18 protein-coding genes are annotated in these 21,853 nt (G+C 43.7%); 10 read left to right on the forward strand and 8 right to left on the reverse strand.

Annotated elements, in window-relative coordinates; genetic code table 11:
* Positions 1–92 precede the first annotated feature (92 nt).
* The 6 genes from DBK98_RS02610 (at position 93) to DBK98_RS02635 (ending at position 12,513) form a co-directional block, all read left to right on the forward strand.
* Positions 93–3,413: a TonB-dependent receptor gene (locus DBK98_RS02610; RefSeq protein WP_080714569.1), complete on the forward strand. Its 3,321-nt coding sequence runs from the start codon at positions 93–95 to the stop codon at positions 3,411–3,413.
* Between the two features lie 12 nt (positions 3,414–3,425).
* A complete protein-coding gene (locus DBK98_RS02615; RefSeq protein ID WP_005811586.1) occupies positions 3,426–5,042 on the forward strand; it encodes a SusD/RagB family nutrient-binding outer membrane lipoprotein in 1,617 nt (538 codons plus the stop codon).
* Positions 5,043–5,542: 500 nt separating this feature from the next.
* Positions 5,543–7,162 (forward strand): hypothetical protein, encoded by a 1,620-nt coding sequence (locus DBK98_RS02620; RefSeq protein WP_033572567.1) that lies wholly within the window; start codon positions 5,543–5,545, stop codon positions 7,160–7,162.
* Between the two features lie 787 nt (positions 7,163–7,949).
* The gene (locus DBK98_RS02625) at positions 7,950–9,569 is read left to right on the forward strand and encodes a DUF1566 domain-containing protein (RefSeq protein ID WP_033572520.1); all 1,620 of its coding nucleotides are present in this window, start codon (positions 7,950–7,952) and stop codon (positions 9,567–9,569) included.
* Between the two features lie 361 nt (positions 9,570–9,930).
* Entirely contained in the window at positions 9,931–10,083 is a 153-nt protein-coding gene (locus DBK98_RS02630) for a hypothetical protein (protein WP_080714256.1), read from the forward strand.
* Between the two features lie 792 nt (positions 10,084–10,875).
* Positions 10,876–12,513, forward strand: a complete 1,638-nt coding sequence (locus tag DBK98_RS02635; RefSeq protein ID WP_032536968.1) for a DUF1566 domain-containing protein — start codon at positions 10,876–10,878, stop codon at positions 12,511–12,513.
* Positions 12,514–12,613: 100 nt separating this feature from the next.
* On the opposite strand, the gene buk is transcribed toward DBK98_RS02635, so the two are convergent.
* Both buk and DBK98_RS02645 read right to left on the reverse strand, forming a co-directional pair.
* Complete coding sequence (buk, locus tag DBK98_RS02640; protein WP_032536967.1) at positions 12,614–13,729, reverse strand: butyrate kinase; 1,116 nt, start codon at positions 13,727–13,729, stop codon at positions 12,614–12,616.
* 22 nt (positions 13,730–13,751) lie between these two features.
* A complete protein-coding gene (locus DBK98_RS02645; protein WP_032536966.1) occupies positions 13,752–14,693 on the reverse strand; it encodes a phosphate acyltransferase in 942 nt (313 codons plus the stop codon).
* 182 nt (positions 14,694–14,875) lie between these two features.
* On the opposite strand from DBK98_RS02645, the gene DBK98_RS02650 reads away from it, so the two are divergent.
* The 4 genes from DBK98_RS02650 to DBK98_RS02665 are packed head-to-tail and all read left to right on the forward strand — an operon-like array spanning position 14,876 to position 18,099.
* The gene (locus DBK98_RS02650; RefSeq protein ID WP_032536965.1) at positions 14,876–15,667 is read left to right on the forward strand and encodes a glycoside hydrolase family 16 protein; all 792 of its coding nucleotides are present in this window, start codon (positions 14,876–14,878) and stop codon (positions 15,665–15,667) included.
* Between the two features lie 19 nt (positions 15,668–15,686).
* On the forward strand, positions 15,687–16,601 hold the full coding sequence (locus DBK98_RS02655) for an LD-carboxypeptidase (RefSeq protein WP_032536964.1): 915 nt from the start codon (positions 15,687–15,689) through the stop codon (positions 16,599–16,601).
* A 55-nt stretch (positions 16,602–16,656) separates the two neighbouring features.
* The gene (locus DBK98_RS02660) at positions 16,657–17,661 is read left to right on the forward strand and encodes a M28 family peptidase (protein ID WP_032530776.1); all 1,005 of its coding nucleotides are present in this window, start codon (positions 16,657–16,659) and stop codon (positions 17,659–17,661) included.
* A gap of 9 nt (positions 17,662–17,670) precedes the next feature.
* Complete coding sequence (locus DBK98_RS02665; RefSeq protein WP_005811607.1) at positions 17,671–18,099, forward strand: SufE family protein; 429 nt, start codon at positions 17,671–17,673, stop codon at positions 18,097–18,099.
* Between the two features lie 53 nt (positions 18,100–18,152).
* Here the strand turns inward: DBK98_RS02665 and DBK98_RS02670 are convergent, their stop codons facing one another.
* The 6 genes from DBK98_RS02670 to DBK98_RS02690 all read right to left on the reverse strand — a co-directional run bounded on the left by DBK98_RS02670 (position 18,153) and on the right by DBK98_RS02690 (position 21,807).
* Complete coding sequence (locus DBK98_RS02670) at positions 18,153–18,371, reverse strand: helix-turn-helix transcriptional regulator (protein WP_005782001.1); 219 nt, start codon at positions 18,369–18,371, stop codon at positions 18,153–18,155.
* A 28-nt stretch (positions 18,372–18,399) separates the two neighbouring features.
* Positions 18,400–19,038 carry a DUF2975 domain-containing protein gene (locus DBK98_RS02675; RefSeq protein WP_005781999.1) on the reverse strand — a complete coding sequence of 213 codons (639 nt, stop codon included), beginning with the start codon at positions 19,036–19,038 and terminating at the stop codon, positions 18,400–18,402.
* A gap of 35 nt (positions 19,039–19,073) precedes the next feature.
* Positions 19,074–19,862 carry a CPBP family intramembrane glutamic endopeptidase gene (locus tag DBK98_RS02680; protein WP_032536962.1) on the reverse strand — a complete coding sequence of 263 codons (789 nt, stop codon included), beginning with the start codon at positions 19,860–19,862 and terminating at the stop codon, positions 19,074–19,076.
* A 38-nt stretch (positions 19,863–19,900) separates the two neighbouring features.
* Complete coding sequence (locus DBK98_RS23100) at positions 19,901–20,029, reverse strand: hypothetical protein (RefSeq protein ID WP_255504414.1); 129 nt, start codon at positions 20,027–20,029, stop codon at positions 19,901–19,903.
* Positions 20,030–20,235: 206 nt separating this feature from the next.
* Entirely contained in the window at positions 20,236–21,165 is a 930-nt protein-coding gene (locus DBK98_RS02685) for a bifunctional riboflavin kinase/FAD synthetase (protein ID WP_005811611.1), read from the reverse strand.
* Between the two features lie 15 nt (positions 21,166–21,180).
* Entirely contained in the window at positions 21,181–21,807 is a 627-nt protein-coding gene (locus DBK98_RS02690; RefSeq protein ID WP_032536961.1) for an HAD family phosphatase, read from the reverse strand.
* Between the last annotated feature and the right edge of the window lie 46 nt (positions 21,808–21,853).

Consider the following 21,853-nt stretch of genomic DNA (forward strand, 5'->3'; position numbering starts at 1 on the left):
TTAACTTAACACGTTACAAAGATATGAGAAAAATTTCTTTGCCAAGGCATTTATGCCCAAAAAATTTTGTTTCAAAACAAATATTATTAACCATGAAGATCACATTATTCCTTCTCTTTTTCGTAGCATTCCAAGCTTACAGTGAGAATGGATACTCTCAAAATGCTAAAATAAGCATACCACGTTCAAGTCTGAAAGTAAGCGAATTACTATCAAAGATTGAATCTCAGACGGAATATCTGTTTGTCTATAACAAAAAGAATGTAGATACCAGACGTACAGTAAACGTACAGGCTGACAACAAAGCCGTATCCGAAGTTCTCGACGAGGCATTTAAAGGTACCAACATTAAATATGTAATGGAAGGGCACAACATTGTTCTGACCAAAAACAACGATAACGCCTCAACAGCCCAGCAGGACAGAGTAACCGTAAAAGGAGTAGTTACTGACCAGAATGGCGATCCCATCATCGGTGCCAATGTATTGGAGAAAGGTACTACAAACGGTTGCATCACCAATATGGAAGGCAACTTCAGCCTTAATGTACCCAGCAACTCTATTCTTACGATTACCTATATCGGTTATCATCCACAAAACATACAGGTAAACGGACAACAAAATCTCAACATAAAGATGCAGGAAGAAGCCATGGCACTGGAACAGGTAGTCGTAACCGCCATGGGTATCAAGAAAAAAGAAGCCTCCTTGACCTACTCAACCCAACAAGTAGGTGGCGACGAACTGACCCGCGCCAAAGATCCGAATATGATTAATGCCCTTGCCGGTAAAACAGCAGGTGTACAAATCACCAAAAGTTCATCCGGACTGGGCGGCTCAGCCAAAGTGTCTATTCGTGGCAGCCGCTCTATCAGCGGAAACAACCAGCCCCTTTATGTGATTGACGGTGTACCGATGCTGAATAGCAGCAACGAACAGGCTTCCACAGCCATCGGTGGTACTGCCGATGCAGGTAACCGTGATGGCGGTGACGGTATCTCCAACCTGAACCCGGATGATATCGAAAGCATGAGTATCCTGAAAGGAGCTTCCGCAGCAGCCCTCTACGGCTCACAAGCTGCCAATGGTGTCATCCTGATTACTACCAAGAAGGGTAAAGCCGGTATCCAGAAAATCACATTCTCTTCTAACTTGACTGTAGACCATGCCATCTGCCTGCCCGAATTCCAAAACAGTTATGCCATGGATCCCGAAGCAAAAAACGGTTGGGGGAAAAAGGCAACTCTAAAAGATTATGACAATGCAGATAATTTCTTCCAGAATGGTGTAACAGCCATCAATTCCGTATCCTTTATGAACGGCAGTGAAAAGATGCAAACTTACTTCTCTTATGCTAATACCACTGCCAAAGGTATAGTCGAGAAAAACAAAATGCAGAAGCACAATCTGAATTTCCGCGAAACAGCCAATTTCTTTAACGACTATCTAAAGCTGGACGCCAATGTCAACCTGATGACACAAACAATCAAAAATCGTCCGACTTCCGGTGGTTATTATATGAATCCGCTGGTGGGGCTCTACGGTTTCCCGAGAGGTGAAGACTTATCCGAATATAAAAACAACTTCGAAGTGTTTGACCCGGCACGTAATATGAATGTACAGAACTGGTATACTTCTTATCAGGATATGGAACAGAATCCTTACTGGATCACCAACCGCATCAACAGCAACGATAAACGTACACGCGCCATCGCTTCACTGACCGCCAACGTGAAAATCACTGACTGGCTGAATATCCAGGCTCGTGGTACTGCCGATTACACACACGATCAGTATCAACAACGTATGTACGCTTCTACTGCTCCTGCCCTATCAGGACAAAACGGACGTTATATTGACTTGAACCATACTGAAACATTGTATTACGGTGATGTCATGGCTATGATAAACAAAAAATGGAATGACTTCTCATTGAATGGCGCGATCGGCGGCAGCATTAACAGTACGAATGTCAATTCTTTGAGACTGGACTCCAAAACAGCTTCACTGTACTACCCCAACGTCTTCACCGTAGCCAATATCAAAATGACACAGGCTGCTTATATCGACGAACAAATCAATCAAAAAAGAGTATTACAGTCTCTGTTCGGCACTGCCCAGTTAGGTTGGAAAGAAAGCCTGTATCTGGATGTCACCGCACGCAACGACTGGTCGTCTACATTGGCCTATACCAAACATAGCAGTTTCTTCTATCCCTCGGTAGGTCTGTCATGGGTGCTGAACAATACAGTGAAACTCCCCGAATGGATTTCTTTCGGAAAGATCAGAGGTTCATGGTCCAAAGTTGGTAACGATCTCCCGTTGTTCATCAGCAACACGATTCCGGGCAGTAATGATATCATCGGTGCAGGTGGTGCCATCGTTACTTACTCTAAAGCTCCTTTCAATGATCTGAAACCCGAGATGAGTACTTCCTATGAAATCGGTACCGAATGGAAATTCTTCAACTACCGACTGGATTTTGACTTCACCTATTATCGTACCAACACCAAGAATCAGTTATTTACATTGCCTTCATCGGCAGGTGCCGAGTATAAATACTACATGGTAAATGCCGGTAACATTCAGAACGAAGGTATAGAAATCACTTTAGGAGCCACTCCGGTGATGAATGACGCTTTCCGTTGGAAGATTCAATTTAACTTCTCTACCAACAAAAACAAGATTATCAAGCTTCATCCGGACCTGAAAACATTTGTTTATGGTGACGAAAGTTTCTCTTCCTCCTACTCCATGCGCCTGGTAGAAGGTGGTTCATTCGGTGATATTTATGGCAAGGCATTCGAGCGTGACAAGAATGGCAAAGTGGTGTTCACTGCAGACGCAGACGGTGATAAGATTCCAAACGTTATCGGTGGCGGCAATACAGAAAAAGTAGGAAACTGTAATCCGGACTTTATGTTGGGATGGAGCAATACTTTCACTTACAAAGGTCTCTCACTCTACTTCCTGATTGACGGACGTTTCGGTGGCGATGTACTTTCACAGACTCAGGCCGAACTTGACCAAAGAGGTGTCAGCCTGAACAGTGGAAAAGCCCGTGATGCAGGTTATGTCAATGTCGATGGAACCCAAGTGAAACCGCAAAAGTTTTATACCGCAGTCAGCGGACGTGACGGATGTACGGAATACTATATGTACGATGCTACCAACATCCGCCTCCGCGAACTTTCATTAGGCTACTCACTTCCTCAAAGCTGGTTGGCCAAAGCCGGCGGTGCTTTCAAAGATGTCCAGTTGTCATTCGTAGCACGCAACCTGTTCTTCATCTCCAAGAAAGCTCCGTTCGATCCGGATGCTGTTCTTTCAACAGGTAACGATAATCAGGGTATTGACGTATTCGGCATGCCGACTACCCGCAGCTTAGGTTTCAATATTAAGTTCACATTCTAAAAGAGATTCATCATGAAAAACAATATCAAATATATAGCAAGTATACTCTTAGGAGGACTGATCGGATTTTCAGCCTGTACCGATTCTTTCGAATCATTCAATACCAACGAAGCGGGATTCGATAACGATAGCAAGAAACAGGATTTCAACTATTATGGTATTCCACTGGGCATTATCCAGCAAGGAATCTACTTCAATTACGATTGGGGAAGCGGTAAGAACTGGCCTTTCCAGACCATGCAAAATCTGGGAGCGGATTTATTCTCGGGATACGTGCATGACTTCAAACCCTTCAACGAGGGGAAGAACAACAGCACTTATTATATGATGGACGGATGGAACGGTTCCACATGGGATAACACCTACGGATACATCATGCCGGAAGTCCAGAAATCTGAGACAATCAACGAAAAAGACAATATAGGATTCTATGGCATCACCAAGATATTGAAGGTGGAGCTAATGCACCGTTTGTCCGACTTATATGGTCCGATCGTTTACACCCAATTCGGATCGAAAACTGGTTCTACTCCCGATACACAACCGGAAGCCTACAAAGCTTTCTTCAACGATCTGGACGAAGGTATCGCAAAGATACGTGAATATCAAAAAGCCAATCCGGAGATAGAGAGCTTTGCTAAGTTCGATATCCTGATGCCCCAGGGAAAACGCACTTTCAGCGAGTGGATCCGATTCGCGAACTCTCTCCGTTTGCGCCTGGCTGTCCGCATCGCCATGGCGGACTCTAAACTGGCTGTTGCAGAGGCGCAGAAATCCCTTACAGACAAAGAAGGATTGCTGGAAGGAAATGATGAGGTGATAGCCGTATCGACAGCGTCGGGCTATACCAACCCTTTCGGAGAAATCAATATTGGATGGGGCGAGGTGTTTATGAACGCCAATATGGAGTCCTTGTTAGTAGGCTATGAAGATCCCCGTCTGGAAAAATACTTTAATAAAGCAGCCGGCTCCGACGCAACAAGTATTATTAACTACAAGGGTACTTACAAAGGGATCCGCCAGGGAACGGGTTTCAATCACCAGAACTACAACGGACATTCCAAAAGCACTATCACCCAGCAAACCGACGCCATACTAATGACTCCTGCCGAAATATGGTTCCTGCGTGCCGAAGCAGCTCTGAGGGGGTGGAGTAGTGAGTCCGTCAAGGATTGTTATGAAAAAGGTGTAAAAGCATCATTTACCCAATGGGGTGCTGCAGGAGCAGAAGCTTACCTGGAAAGCGAGAAGAAACCTGCAGACTACATAGATGCTTTCAAAGCGGAGAATAATGTGAAAGCTGTCAATACGCTGACCCCAAAATGGGACGATGCTGCCAGCAATGAAGATAAACTGGGACGTATCATTACACAAAAATGGCTGGCCATGTATCCGGAAGGAGGAGAAGCTTGGGCAGAACAACGTCGTACAGGTTATCCGAAATTATTCCCTGTTTTGGTCAATCAGAGTGAGGGTACAGTAGACACCGGCATCGGGCCACGCCGACTGAACTTCTTCGTAGGTATCAAAACAACAAACCCGGAACAATATACTCAACTGGTAAATGCTTTGGGTGGAGCCGATAATTGCGGCACTCGCCTGTGGTGGGACACCGGAAGAAATTTCTGACACACAAAGGTATAAATTTTAATTAGTGGTGTTTTCTTCGTATTAGTTACGGGAAAAAAGATTGGAAGGGGCAAAGTCGGGGGGCTTTGTCCCTTTTCTATTAAAAATAAAATCAATAGAAAAAATCCCCGAAAACCTAAACAATAAGTCTATAATAGATTAATAACAAACATATTACCCATCATAGAGTGTTTCAAAAGACGTTCGTTTTATGGAACAAAGATAAGGTGTGTTTTTCATCTGTGCAAATATTTCCACATTGTTTTAATTATCAATCTTTTATCTCTCTCTCTTACATTCTGTGTAGGAAGCAAAAATCGTGTTCCATAAAACGAACGTCTTTTGAAACACGATTGTATTTTCCAAGACGTTATATCTAATTGTAATACACAAACTTACGCATAATAAAAGTTGTATCAGACAGTCTTTACCGACTTATACACACATGTATAAGCCGGGCGAGAGATTTTTGATCTGATTATTCACTAAACAAATTTAGAATGAACAAACTTTTTATTATGCGAGCACACCTCTTATGGATCGCGGTAATGACAGCATCCAGCTTCTGGGTCAGTGGATGCACCCAAGAAGAGAAGTATCCATTTCTTCAGGAAAAAGATAAGGATTCCGGCATTGTAATACCTATTAACATCAGTATCGCTGAAAATGGTGAGTACAATGCTTACTCTCCGGACAATACTATGCCCCCCCGTCATAATGCTCCTCTGATTGCCGAATGGACAGGGGTAAAAACTCTAAGCCATACCCGTACAAAAGAATCCCCGGAATATAGTGGTCCCAGAATCGCATCCATGGAACTGACGGAAGATACCCTTTCCACCCTAACTACCCGTGCAAACAATCTATCTACAGGTGTTTACTTTCGTCTGATCGTTTTCCGGAAATCAGGGAGCAATTACGTGTTCCAATCAGCCGCAGACTATACCTCAAATGGTACTTCCTCGCCTGTACTGAAGCAGGGTAAACTACTCACACGGTCAGGAACGATACGGGTAATCGGCTACTCATTCAATACAACTGCGGCATTGGGCGATATCCCGGCATCATATACCTATAATACCACCAAAATAGACATTTCAAACATGAATAATGACTTTATGACTTATGATTCAGGAGACATAGCCAATGTAAACAGTCTTAACTATAACCTTCCGGTAACATTCAAACAGAAACTGTGCAAACTGACAATAAGCATTAGTGTTACAGGCTTCACAAGTAATACCATAAGCGGGTGTACAGGAGTATACGTAAAGCAGGGAGGTAATTCAACCTCGTGGGTGATTGGAAGTTCGGCAGTGGCTGCTAATACCAACAACACAGCTTCATTCAACCCAAACACCAACCTGGCTACCACTATACGAATGGTTCCCTTCGCAAGTGCCAGGACAATAACAGTACACTTCGACAAACTGACAGTAGGAAATATAATTTCCAATAATGCGGATAATATAGACATTACCTCAAACCAAAGTGTCCAATTGAAAGAGGGTATGAGCTATACAATGAAAATACAGTTTAAGAGAAGCCCCGGAATAAACGTTCCGGCAGGTAGCATCAATCTGAGCAATCCGAAAAAAGCATGTACCAATGACGATAAGCAAAAGTTATCAAAATTGGTATTTGCTGACGGCAATTTAAAAAGTACCGGTGCAAGCAACAATTATGTGTGGGCAACCAATAGAGAATATGGCTATTATTATCAATGGAAAAAAGACTATAATGGAAACAACATTGATCCGTGTGCCAGACTGAATCCCACAACTTATGGAAATGATTGGCGGCTACCTACACGCAATGAAATGGAAAGGTTAGGGAGATGTACAAATGTGAAAAAAGTCTCTAATGGAGTGAATGGGATATGGTTCCTTAATGCTACAACCGGTATTTTCCTACCGTTAGGTGGTTGGCGTAATAATAGTTCAGGAACGGCAGCAGACGAATGGCCAGGAACATACGGTAACTATTTTACGGATGAATCAATTAATACTAATGATTGTTATAGAATAGATATATCTCCAGGGGAAGGTAAAGCCGATGTCAATAGCACACCGAAGAGAATGGCATACACAACTCGTTGTGTCAAAGGGCCCAAACTATAATATTTACCTTTAAACAAAAAAGAATGAAAACAGAACTTTAAGGTTGGCTGATCAATAACACTACTGAAAATAAAAAAGCAAAATCTTAATCCTGAAAAGTACCGGAAATCTAAATCTGGTTGATGCGATGAATGAAATGAAGAAACAAGCCAAATATGTACCAAAAAACGGCTCTTCATAGCACCAGGCAAAACACCACTATCGAAACTCTTACGACTAAAAACAGAGATATTATTGACAATCCACAGTCTAATATTCTCAAAGATATTGCATAAATCAAAAGGTGCGAGGCAACCGATTCGGAATGAATCAGTTGCCTCATTATAACTTTAATCATTCCTCCAACAAAATTCCAAGCGCACCGCTTGAAGGGAAATCTAAAATACTCCAGTGACAACAGTCCCTAAAAAGCAAGCACAAAAATTCAACTAAAGGAAACATCATTCCTCTGATAATAAACACCTTATATGTAACATCATGTTTCAAAGGACGTACGTCTGATGCAACAAAGATAAACCTCTTTTTTCATTTGTGCAAATATTTTCTATCAATTTAATTATCAATTGTTTATCTATTTCCTTTGTCTTCAGTACAGAGAACAAAAATCATGTTTCAAAAAACGTACGTTTTTTGAAACACCGAGTGTATCTAAAATGCATATATCTGATTGCAATACACAAACTTACGCATAATAAAAGTTGTATCAGACAGTCTTTACCGACTTATACACACATGTATAAGCCGGGCGAGAGATTTTTGATCTGATTATTCACTAAACAAATTTAGAATGAACAAACTTTTTATTATGCGAGCACACCTCTTATGGATCGCGGTAATGACAGCATCCAGCTTCTGGGTCAGTGGATGCACCCAAGAAGAGAAGTATCCATTTCTTCAGGAAAAAGATAAGGATTCCGGCATTGTAATACCTATTAACATCAGTATCGCTGAAAATGGTGAGTACAATGCTTACTCTCCGGACAATACTATGCCCCCCCGTCATAATGCTCCTCTGATTGCCGAATGGACAGGGGTAAAAACTCTAAGCCATACCCGTACAAAAGAATCCCCGGAATATAGTGGTCCCAGAATCGCATCCATGGAACTGACGGAAGATACCCTTTCCACCCTAACTACCCGTGCAAACAATCTATCTACAGGTGTTTACTTTCGTCTGATCGTTTTCCGGAAATCAGGGAGCAATTACGTGTTCCAATCAGCCGCAGACTATACCTCAAATGGTACTTCCTCGCCTGTACTGAAGCAGGGTAAACTACTCACACGGTCAGGAACGATACGGGTAATCGGCTACTCATTCAATACAACTGCGGCATTGGGCGATATCCCGGCATCATATACCTATAATACCACCAAAATAGACATTTCAAACATGAATAATGACTTTATGACTTATGATTCAGGAGACATAGCCAATGTAAACAGTCTTAACTATAACCTTCCGGTAACATTCAAACAGAAACTGTGCAAACTGACAATAAGCATTAGTGTTACAGGCTTCACAAGTAATACCATAAGCGGGTGTACAGGAGTATACGTAAAGCAGGGAGGTAATTCAACCTCGTGGGTGATTGGAAGTTCGGCAGTGGCTGCTAATACCAACAACACAGCTTCATTCAACCCAAACACCAACCTGGCTACCACTATACGAATGGTTCCCTTCGCAAGTGCCAGGACAATAACAGTACACTTCGACAAACTGACAGTAGGAAATATAATTTCCAATAATGCGGATAATATAGACATTACCTCAAACCAAAGTGTCCAATTGAAAGAGGGTATGAGCTATACAATGAAAATACAGTTTAAGAGAAGCCCCGGAATAAACGTTCCGGCAGGTAGCATCAATCTAAGCAATCCGAAAAAAGCATGTACCAATGATGATAAGCAAAAGTTATCAAAATTGGTATTTGCTGACGGCAATTTAAAAAGCACCGGGGCGAGCAATAACTATGTATGGACAACCAACAAAGAATACGGTTACTATTATCAATGGAAAAAAGACTATAATGGAAACAATATCGATCCGTGTGCCAGACTGAATCCCACAACTTATGGAAGTGATTGGCGATTACCTACACGCAATGAGTTCGAAAGGTTGGGAAGATGCAATAATGTACAGAAAGTCTCCAATGGAGTGAATGGTATATGGTTCCTTAATGCTACAACCGGTATTTTCCTGCCATTAGGTGGTTGGCGTAATTATACCCCAGGAACAACCGCAGACGACTGGCCAGGAACTTTTGGACAATATTTTACGGATGAATCAATTAATACTACTGATTGTTACAGATTGGATATATCTCCCGGAGAAGGTAAGACCGATGTCAATAGCACACTAAAGAGAATGGCATACACAGTTCGTTGTGTCAAAGGGCCCAAACTATAATATTTACCTTTAAACAAAAAAGAATGAAAACAGAACGGTTCTTCATCAAATTTGGTGGTAAGTTTTCTTTTACTCATGGAATCTAATTCAGTTCTCGGAAGTGTAAGCCCTCGTTTATAGTTGACAAAAAAGCAGGTATCCCGGCTTTCCCCCGAAGAGTCCATCCATGAGGTGAAGAAGCGAATTTTAGAATAAACCATCTGAAAATCAATATCTTTAAAGAGTAAGATTTCTATCCTCAAAAGCTTTGTTTTAACACAGAGTTAAAGCTTGTTCTTTGGATGTAAATAACAAGTTCTTTAAATGCAAAAGCCTTATTATTTGCGCATAAGAACCTGACGAACTACAAAAGGCGTTAACAATGTTAATTGAAGAAAGGTATAAGGATGAAGATACCGGTCCGGACGGCGCAAATTCACTTCCGAAACTTGAGTTATCTTATTCAGCCGGTGTCTGGTTTTTCTTATTAAAGCAAGCAAAAAGGACAATTATCAACTTGAAAATAAAGAAATAAAGAATTCACCACCAAATTTGAAGAAGAACCAACAGAACTTTAAGGTTGGCTGATCAATAACACTACTGAAAATAAAAAAGCAAAATCTTAATCCTGAAAAGTGCCGGAAATCTAACTTTGGTTGATGCGATGAATGAAATGAAGAAACAAGCCAAATATGTACCAAAAACGGCTCTTCATAGCACCAAGCAAAACACCACTATCGAAACTCTTACGACTAACAACAGAGATATTATTGACAATCCACAGTCTAATATTTTCAAAGATATTGCATAAATCAAAAGGTGCGAGGCAACCGATTCGGAATGAATCAGTTGCCTCATTATAACTTTAATCATTCCTCCAACAAAATTCCAAGCGCACCGCTTGAAGGGAAATCTAAAATACTCCAGTGACAACAGTCCCTAAAAAGCAAGCACAAAAATTGAACTAAAGGAAACATCATTCCTCTGATAATAAACACCTTATATGTAATATCATGTTTCAAAGGACGTTCGTCTGATGCAACAAAGATAAATCTCTTTTTTTATTCATGCAAATCTTTTTACATTGTTTTAATTATCAGCGATTTATCTACCCCCCCTTGCATCCAGTGCAGAGGGTAAAAATGGTGTTTCAAAAAACGAACGTTTTTTGAAACACCATTGTGTATCCAAGACCGTTATATCTGATTGTAATACACAAACTTACGCATAATAAAAGTGGTATCAAACAGCCTTTCCGGACCTATACGAGAATGTATAAGTCCGCAATGTGTCTTTGATACGATTATTCACTTTAATATCTTAGTATATGAATAGAACTTTTATTACGCGAGAGTGTCTCGGTAAAGCCTTATGGCTGTGTTTGTGCCTTTCGATAACAGGATGTGCGGAAGATAACAGAATAACTCCCTTATCTCCTGACAGCGGGGATACTGCCGACGAGCTAATCCCCATCCATATCAGTCTGGCAGGTAACAACGACTATCATTCTTCCTCTTTTAACGACGCTTCGCCCCGTAGCCATCCTCCCTTGATCGCCGAATGGGTGGGGATAAAAGCTTTCTCCCCTACACGCACGGGAGAGCAACCGGACTATGAAGGTCCCCGGATAGCCTCGATGGAACTGACGGAAGATATCCTCCCCCAAGTAAATACCCGTGCGGCAACAGTGCCTGTGGGAGTTTATTTCCGGCTGATTGTTTTCCGGAAGTCCGGAAACAACTATGTCTTCCAGTCGGCGGCCGATTACACCTCAAATGGTACGGGCACTCCTGTACTCAAACAGGGGAAATTGCTAACACGCTCGGGAACGATACGCGTGGTGGGCTACTCTTTTAATACCACTGCCGCTGCCGACTTGGGAACTATACCTTCCACGTATGCCTACAACAGCAGCACAGTATCTATCCCTAACATGAACAAGGACTTCATGACCTTCGATTCCGGAGATATAACGAATGTAAACAGCCTCAGCCACAATCTTCTTCCGGTGAGCTTCGGCCAGAAGCTATGTAAATTGACGATTACCATCAGTCCTACCGGATTTCCAAGCAATACGATCAGCAATTGCACGGGTGTATACGTAAAGCAAGGGGGAAATTCCACATCGTGGAAGATCGGTCCTTCGACCAATGTGGTAGCCGCCAACACGAATAATACGGCGGCATTCAGTCCGAACACGACCCTGAGTACAACCATACGCATGGTTCCGTTTGCAGGGGCCAGGACCATTACAGTGCATTTCAATACGTTGACAATAAACGGACGGACCGTGCCCAACAATACGGAAATCACCTCCACCCAAAGCGTGCAACTGAAAGAGGGAAAAAGCTATACGATGAAAATACAGTTTAAGAAAGCCATCGGAATTAATGTACCCTACGGTGATATTAATCTCACACAAAATGGGTGTACAGCAAACGATAAGACCATCTTATCAAAACTCCGATGGGCTGAAGGTAATCTCAATTCCCAAAGCAACTACAATCTGACATGGGCTTCTTCTACTACCGATTACGGTTACTATTATATATGGAAGAATGTATACGTATCATCCGGTTATACAGGTTATGGTGCTGTCGATCCTTGTACACGTCTTGACGAAAGTAAATACGGTAGCGGTTGGCGTACTCCAACAAGAAATGAATTCACAAGTCTCTCCCGCTGTAGTAACAAGCAATTGGTAAAGTATAACGGTACCCAAGGTATGTGGTTTATGAATAGCTCGATCGGTCTATTTTTGCCTGCTGCAGGCTGGCGAGACGGCAACAAAGGTAGTGGTACTGCTGCTACCACTTATACCGATGGCACAGGCAGCTACTACTGGAGTAGTGACCTCAACGGCAATTCAGGCTACGGTCTTTACATCCGCAATAATGACGTTTTCGTAGACGGTAACGGTGATAGGCAGTCCGGCGTTTCTGTCCGATGTGTTCGCAATCTTTAGTGAGTTTACCAAATGGGACCAGAAGCCAGTGAGCCTGACACTTTAAAGAACGGGCTTTCTGGCTCTGCACAAACACCTATACTACATCAAGCTCCGCCCATCACTGATAAACCTGTACCGGAAGTTCTCCCCTTAAAGCACCCAAAGCATTCAATGCCAAAGCCTCCATCTCATCTTCTCCCGGATACACGAAGACGGGAGCAAGGAAAGAGATACGTTCCCTTAAACGGGAAATTACGTAATCAGAATAGGCAATGCCTCCGGTCAGCAGGATAGCGTCTACCTTTCCATACAAAACAGTAGAGGCAGCACCGATACTTTTGGCCACATTATAGATCATGGCATCGAGCACCAACCGGGCATGATCATCACCTGCCTCAATGGACTGAATAACGGCAGGAATATCAGTAGTTCCCAAATGGGCGGTAAGCCCGGCACGGCCCGAAATTCGTTTCTTCAATTCATCTTTGGTGAATTTCCCGCTGAAACAGAGGTCTATCAGTTGTCCGGCGGGAAGAGTTCCGGCTCTTTCGGGTGAGAAAGAACCTTCTCCATCCAGTGCATTATTGGCATCGACTGCACGCCCGTGACGATGGACCGCAACGGAAATGCCTCCTCCCAAATGGCAGACAATCAAATCAAGATCTTCATAATGAGTGCCATGTTCGGCAGCATAACGACGGGCAATAGCTTTCTGATTCAGTGCATGCCAGATAGTGATACGCGGCATCAAGGGCGAACCGGTAATGCGGGCAACCTCTTCCAGTTCGTCCACCACACCCGGATCTGCAATAAACGCCCGGCACCCGGGTAAAGCTGCGGCCAATTCATCGGCTATCAAACCTCCCAGATTGCAGGCATGCGTACGCATGGCATGGAGGGTATCCCGCTTCATAGCTTCGTTAACCTCATAAACTCCACCGGGAATAGGCTTCACCAAACCTCCGCGTCCAATGACAGCATCGAACTGGAAAGGAATATCATTTGCCTCCAACTCCCGGAGGACAAGTGATTTACGAAACTCAAACTGGTCGATCACCTGGGGGAAGGCAGACAACTCTTCTACTGTATGGCGGATGTTGCGTACCAACAAAGGAGTTTCGTCTTCATAAACGGCAATCTTTGTTGAAGTGGAACCGGGATTGATAACAAGGACCCTTTCACTCCGTCCATTCCTTGCAGAAGGGGAAGTGGGGATTGCATTCAGTTTATCCATATTCTTAGTTTAATTATGATCATCATTCGGAGCATCTTCCTCCCTCTGCCGACCGGGTAGAAGCCGTCAGGCATGCCATCGCAATGCTATAATACTTGGAAAGTCCGGAATCACTACGTGACGGTAGCACCACCGGACAAATGGGGCCTTGCAGCAATCCTGCCATATCGGCCTTGGCAAATAATGAAACAGACTTATAAAAAGCATTGGCCGACTCGATATTAGGGAATATCAATACATCTGCCTGCCCGTTGATAGGCGATACAATTCCTTTAATATCCCCGCTGGCCTGCTCGCAGGAAGTACGGACATCCAACGGGCCATCAATAATAACATTGCCAAACTCTCCGGCTTCGGCCAACTCCACGATATTAACATAATCAAGAGAATGGGGGAACTTGGCACTTACCTTCTCCGTACAATGAATCAAAGAGATGCGCGGCTGCTCTATCCCAAACCTCCGGCAGGTACAGATGGCGTACCAAACCATCTCAATACGTTGTTGTAAAGTGGGCCGGGGAATAACAGCCGCATCCGAAAAGAACAATAATTTATCATACGTCGGAATCTGCATTACAGCCAGGTGAGTCAGGATCTTTCCTTTGGGTAGTAGCCCTTTCTCCTTGTCAAGAATAGCATGAAGCAGGTTGTCAGTATTAATAATCCCTTTCATCAAAATGTCGGCCCCCCCTTCCCGGACAATGCGGACCGCTTCACGCGCTGCCTCATCGGGATCTTCAATATGGATGGTCTTCACATAATCCGGATACCTTTGCAAGGTAGGATACTTTTGAAGGATGGCTGAGTCACCAATCATCAGAAATTCTGCAATACCCTCGTCAAGTGCACGGGCAATGGCATATTCTGTATTCGGATCATTGGCACAGACAACGGCAATCCGTTTCCGTCGGTTTAAGGTTTTTAGGTGTTCTGTCAGTTGGTCGAAGTTTCTAATAGGTTCCATAACGTTAGATTTTTAGCAAATATCAGAAAAAGGATCGAGAAGTACATCATGGTATACTGAAAAAATGGGTAAACCGGATAACATTTTGATATTATACAACGCTTTCATTTCTACGGATGCAGGTAATTTCGTTTTTTAATGTAAATTTGTATCCTGTTAAACACCTATAATCAAACAGAACCATGAAAACAAAAACTTTTTTCGCTCTTTTCTGCCTGCTGTGTATCAGTTCAGGCTTTTCATCGTGCCAACGTCATTCGCCTGACCAGTGGACATTGGTTTGGGAAGATAATTTCGACCAAAAAACAGGCTTTGACCCACAGGTATGGAGCAAAATACCACGTGGCAAATCGGACTGGAATAACTATATGACAGACTTCGACTCTTGTTTCGATATGCGTGACGGCAATATGGTGCTGCGGGGTATCATCAATTACAGCCAGCCCAATGACACAGCACCCTATCTGACCGGAGGGATTTATACCAAAGGGAAAAAGGCATTCAGCAACGGGCGTCTGGAGATACGTGCCAAGTTGAACGGTGCACGCGGCGAATGGCCGGCTATCTGGATGCTTCCGGTAGATGCTCCCTGGCCGATGGGTGGAGAAATCGATATTATGGAACGTCTGAATCACGACACAATCGCTTACCAGACTATACATACCAACTATACATACAATCTGGGCATCAAAGACAATCCGTTGTCACACTCCGTAGGTACGATCAATCCCGATGACTACAATGTATATTCGGTAGAAATGTATCCGGACAGCATTGCATTCTATATCAATGATACGCATACTTTCACCTATCCCCGCATCGAAACAGACAAAGAAGGGCAATTTCCTTTCGATCAGCCTTTCTATCTGCTGATCGACATGCAACTGGGTGGCTCGTGGGTAGGAGCTGTAGACCCGAAAGAACTTCCTGTGGAAATGCATGTAGACTGGGTAAAATTCTACCAGAAGAAATAAACTAAAACAAATTCACTGAATGAAGATACAATTCCCCCCATTCCTGCACGAAGGCGATAAAGTTGCCATCGTATCGCCTTCGGGCAAGATAGACAATATGTTTCTGAGAGGTGCCAAGGCGCAACTGGCGTCTTGGGGACTGGTCCCTGAAATGGGGAAACACGTCCGTAGCTCCTGGGGATGCTATGCCGGCACCATCCGGCAGCGCGCTTCGGACTTTCAGACAGCAATGGATGACAAAGAAATTAAGGCGATTTTATGTAGCCGTGGCGGCTACGGAGCGGTTCATCTTATTGAACGGCTCGACTTCACCCGTTTCCGTGAACACCCGAAGTGGATGATCGGATTCAGTGATATCACAGCGCTCCATAATCTATTTCAGTACAACGGGTTTGCTTCGTTACATGCTCCTATGGCACGCCATCTCGCAGTAGAAGCGGCCGACAATCCGTGTTCACTGTACCTGAGGGATATACTTTTCGGTAAACTGCCTGCATATAAATGTAAGCGTCACAAGTTGAACCGACTCGGCACAGCCAAGGGTATTCTGCGTGGTGGCAATATGGCAGTATTCCACGGCCTTCGGGGAACTCCATACGACATACCTCCCGAAGGGACAATCCTGTTTATCGAGGACGTGGGCGAACGTCCTTATGCCATCGAGCGCATGATGTATAACCTGAAATTAGGGGGCGTACTTGAGAAGTTGTCAGGCCTTATCATCGGACAGTTTACCGAATACGAAGAAGATCGTGCCATAAAGAAAGACCTTTATGGTGCACTCTTCGATCTGGTAGAAGAGTATAATTATCCGATCTGCTTTGATTTCCCCGTAGGGCATGTAACGGAAAATCTGCCACTGATCAATGGGGCGGAAGTAGAACTTATATCCGGAAAGAAAGGAGTAGAATTGTTAATAAACCCTCCTATCTGACCTACCCTACTGCGAAAATGACTAATTTTGAGGCCTTAACCCCAAAAGCATAATTATGAAAAGAAATTCTATGCTATTACTGACAGCTTTTATTTTGTTATCCGCCTTTTCTTGCGGAACGAACAACAACAAAACCAATTCAGTTCAGGAGCCTGAAAAGAATATAACCGTGAAAGCACCACAATTCGATGCAGACAGCGCCTATAAATACATACAGGCACAAGTGGACTTCGGCCCTCGCAATCCGAACAGTAAAGGACATGCAGCATGTGGAGAATATCTGGCTACTAAGCTGGCAGAACATGGGGCCAAAGTGACTAACCAGAATGTGGAACTGCCCGCCTATGACGGCACGCTGCTGAAAGCACGCAATATCATCGGTTCATTCAAGCCCGAAAGCAAAAAACGCATTGCCCTTTTTGCACACTGGGATACACGTCCGTGGGCAGACAATGATCCCAACGAGAAGAATCACCACACACCAATATTGGGTGCCAACGACGGAGCGAGCGGTGTGGGCGTGTTGCTTGAAATAGCCCGACTGATCAATCAGCAGCAACCGGAACTGGGAATCGATATTATCTTTTTGGACGCAGAAGATTATGGCGCTCCCCAATTCTATAAAGGAGAGCATTTAGAGGAGCAATGGTGTCTCGGTGCACAATATTGGGCACGCAATCCGCATGTGGAAGGCTATAATGCCCGTTTCGGTATCTTGCTCGATATGGTAGGCGGCAAAGATGCCACTTTCTTTAAGGAGGTGTACTCGGAGAAGTTTGCCCGTGGAATCAACAAAAAGGTATGGAAGAAGGCTAACGACGCCGGTTACGGACGTTACTTTATTAACGAAACAGGTGGGCAGATCACTGACGACCATCTGTTTATCAATCGGCTGGCCGGTATCCCGACTATCGACATCATTCCGAACGACGAAAATTGTGAACTGTCCAGCTTCGGACCGACTTGGCATACCGTAAACGACAACATGGATGTTATCGACAAATCGACACTCAAAGCCGTGGGACAGACCGTACTGGAAGTTATCTATAACGAGAAATAATTATTCAATATGACAATCAACGAATTACAAGACGAAGTCATTGCCGAGTTCAGTGACTTTGACGACTGGATGGACCGCTACCAGTTACTTATCGATTTAGGAAACGAACAAGAACCGCTTGACGAGAAATATAAAACGGAACAGAATTTGATTGAAGGTTGCCAGAGCCGTGTGTGGCTTCAGGCAGACGAGGTAGATGGAAAGGTAATCTTCAAAGCAGAAAGTGATGCACTGATCGTAAAAGGTATTATCGCCCTGCTGATAAAAGTTGTTTCGGGACATACACCGGACGAGATTCTGAATTCGGAACTTTACTTCATCGACCGCATCGGGCTGAAAGATCATTTATCGCCCACCCGCAGCAACGGTCTGCTATCAATGGTAAAACAAATGCGAATGTACGCATTGGCATTCAAAGCCAAAGGGACAAAAGGTTAATCTCCTCATTCTATATCGCCACAGTGGACACACAGAAGGTCCGCTGTGGCAAATCAAGGATCTTTTTCATCCACTTGATATTCCAGAATATCCCCCGGTTGGCAATCGAGTACTTTGCAGATTGCCTCAAGGGTAGAAAAACGAATTGCTTTGGCCTTTCCCGTTTTCAGGATAGAAAGGTTGGCAGGTGTAATGTCTATCTTCTCCGCCAACTCCCCCAAAGATATCTTTCTTCGGGCCATCATAATGTCAAGGTTTACTATTATAGCCATAATTCCATTAATTTTTCAGTGTCCGGATTCAGATAGTAAGGTCTTGCTCCTCTTTCATCTTTAACCCGATGGCGAATACTTCGCCTACAATCAGCGAAACCAGTCCTAAAATGACCAGCATCACAGAGTCAATACTTGTCTCCATAGAGTAGCCGGATAATGAAAAGACTGAGGACAGTTCATAATCATTCATCAAAGCCGGCACCGCTTCACTAATAAAACTCAGCAACAGGGTGACTCCCAACCAACGTAACCTACGAACATTCTTCCAATTAAAAATATCCGATTTATTGATAGATACAATCAACTGCACAAACAGCACCGTAGATGCTATTACGGCCAAAATGGCAAGAAGCCCGGAGAGCACTTGCGCAACCATCAGCCAGGTGCTCCTGTCCACTTTTACATTCGTGATCAACTGTGTGTAAGCAACAGGCACATAAGATTGGGTCCGTTCATTGTAAACAGAATCTTTAAACGACGAAAAATCTTCGGGCATCAACGTAGCAATGCGAAGGTTAATAGCCTGTTCCACACTTTCATTGCCGGAATGGCTTATCTTCATGCCCTCGGAAAAGCCATGACCGAAATCACGCCCCATGTTGAATACCGAATAACAGAATACCAGAAATACCAGTAAACATAGTATGTTCAATCTTCTTTTCATATTATGACTTGTTTTTCAATCTTCATAGTTCAGTTTCACTCACTCTTTCTCCACACTCCCGGAATCGTAACCTGCTTTATCCGTAGGAAGCAACCAACGAACAGCATAGCGGCCACAGCTATCAGTATGTAATAAGATGTAGTATCGGTCACATCGCTAATCGTATCCGCATCGGGATAGGTCAGGCTCAATATCACAGAAAGGCTGTTATTCACAATGTGTATCAGGATACAGGGGATCAGGCTCCGCGTCCGGTAATAAACCCACGCCAACAGCAGTCCTCCGAAGAAGGCGGCAACTACCTGAGCCGGATTCAAATGGAATATTCCGAAAAGAAGTGCGGAAAGAAAAATCGCTTTCCGGGGAGAATATCGTTCAAGCAACGCCTTAGTAACACCACCACGGAATAAAAGTTCCTCAAGAACCGGTCCCAACAACGTGATGGCCACAATTCCCAACCAACCGGACTGTAAAGCATTAAACTGTTGTTCCAGAACATCAGGCACCCAAGATAAAACAGCAGTTAGCAAGTCCATCAGAACAGTCATCGACAAGCCTATCAGAAAAGTGACCGTAAGAAACGGTAACGAAACGAATGACCAGCTCATTTTATTCTTAGGTATGTACCGGGCTTTCCATAAATAAAAAAACATCACTGCCATGGAAAGTAACATCGAAGGAGCCAGTGTCAACTCCGAAATCCGGGTGGCATCCATATTCCCACCATTCATACGGGCAACAACAGTAAAAGGAATACCTATCAGCCCACCACAGACAAGCTGGATCCCCAGATAAATAAGAATTAATTTGATCGCTGTTTTCATTCGGTTCTCTGTTTTAAATATGTACAAAGATAACGGTTTTAATTGACTACCGTTTCAGTAGCAGGGTGATTTGTACCATGTCCGTGCAAAACAGAGCTACACACAAACAAAGCTAACATAGAGATGGATACTACCAACATCGTAATGCTCATCAATGACTTTCTCATAAGATTGACTTTGGAGATTCGTTATGTTATTCAATAATAATTTATCGTTTTTCGATATGCAAAGATTGATATTAATTTCCACTTAAACAAGAAATCCGACAATTATTTATCGATAAACAATAAATATAGTATGTTTTTCGATATTAAGAGGGGCGCATATAGCCGGCTCAAAGGCAAACAGGAAATACAAAATGTCAATTGACATTTTATTTATTCCCCAAAAGAGCTTCTACTTCGGCCGCATCCCGATGAAGTTGAGCTATCAGCCCGTCAATCCCATCGAACTTCAGTTCCGGACGGAGATACTTCACAAAAGAAATACGGATAAACTTATCGTAAATATTTGAATGAAAATGAAGGATGTTCACTTCTATCGAACGCTCGGGACCATTTCCTATCGTGGGGCGGGTACCGATATTCAACATACCGTTATAGGTACGCCCATCGAATGTGACATGAACCGCATAAACACCATCGGCAGGAATCAACTTATCAGGATCGTCCACACTGAGGTTGGCTGTAGGAAATCCGATCTTACGTCCCACTTGATAGCCACTCACCACCGTACCATCCAGAAAATAGTCGTAACCCAGACAACGGGACGCCATATCGACTTCACCCTGATGCAGCATCTTGCGAATGACGGAAGAGCTTACATGAAGATCATCACACACACAGGCACGAGCGCGGATTACCTCTATGCCCATTTCGGAACCATAACGGCAATAGTCTTCGAAACCTTCACTACGGTTGTGCCCAAAACGATGGTCATAGCCGATGACGAGTGTCTGCACCCGATAACGGTCTCTTAAAAGATCAAACATAAACTCACGGGCAGTCAGGCGCGATACTTCCTGCGTAAAGTCAAGCATGAAACAATAGTCCACCCCTGTTTCCTCGAGCAGTGTCCGCTTTTCTTCCGGAGTAGTCAGCAGTTCCGGACGATAATCCGCTTTCATCACCTTACGGGGATGAACAGGGAAGGTAATTAATGCAGAGCGCAATCCACGAGCGGCAGCCAGCTCTCTGACTTGCTTGATCAGGAAACGATGCCCTGTATGTACTCCGTCGAAAAAGCCGATGGTAGCTACACAAGGTTCGGGTGTAAATGCCGGTATATTATGGATTATCTGCATGCTATGTCTTCTAAATTATTTATTTCCGGCAAAAAGTGGCCTCCAGTCTTCACCGGGTTTTACCGTATAAGTAGAGATACCCAATGCCTGGGCTCCCTGGCAGTTGGCCTCGGAGTCATCAATGAAAAAAGTTTCGTGCGGATCAAGGTTTGCGTCTTCAAGTACCCCCCGGAAAATCTCTTCAGCAGGCTTCACCATTTTCATTTCATACGAAAGGTACATCTTCTCAAAATAGTCTTCCACACGGAAGCCCCGATACGGAAATGCGTGCTCGCATGCCCACTTCCAATGTATCTCGTTGGTATTGCTCAGCAGATAGACCACATATTTTTCGCGGAGCTTCAGCAACATGTCGAGTTTAAAGCGAGGGATATCTACCAGAAAACTATTCCAGGCAGCATCGATTTGCTCGTCAGTCACTTTTTTTGTGAGCAGCCCACGGATATTCTCACGAAATTCAGCCGACGAGATCAATCCTTTTTCATGCTGCATAAAGATCCCTTGCTGAGAATACATACCTAACAATTCGTCTACTTTCTCTAATCCCAACTTCCGGAAGTTCTCCACACAACGCTGACGGTCGAGATTGATCAATACACCACCAAAATCAAAAATAAGGTTTTTAATTCCTTTTCTTTTCATCTCTATATTGTTTTAAGGTCTCACCCCATCCCCTCTTCCTTTGAGA

Origin of the sequence: Bacteroides sp. PHL 2737 (assembly GCF_004115325.2) — a bacterium.
GTDB classification, from domain to species: Bacteria; Bacteroidota; Bacteroidia; order Bacteroidales; family Bacteroidaceae; genus Bacteroides; species Bacteroides hominis.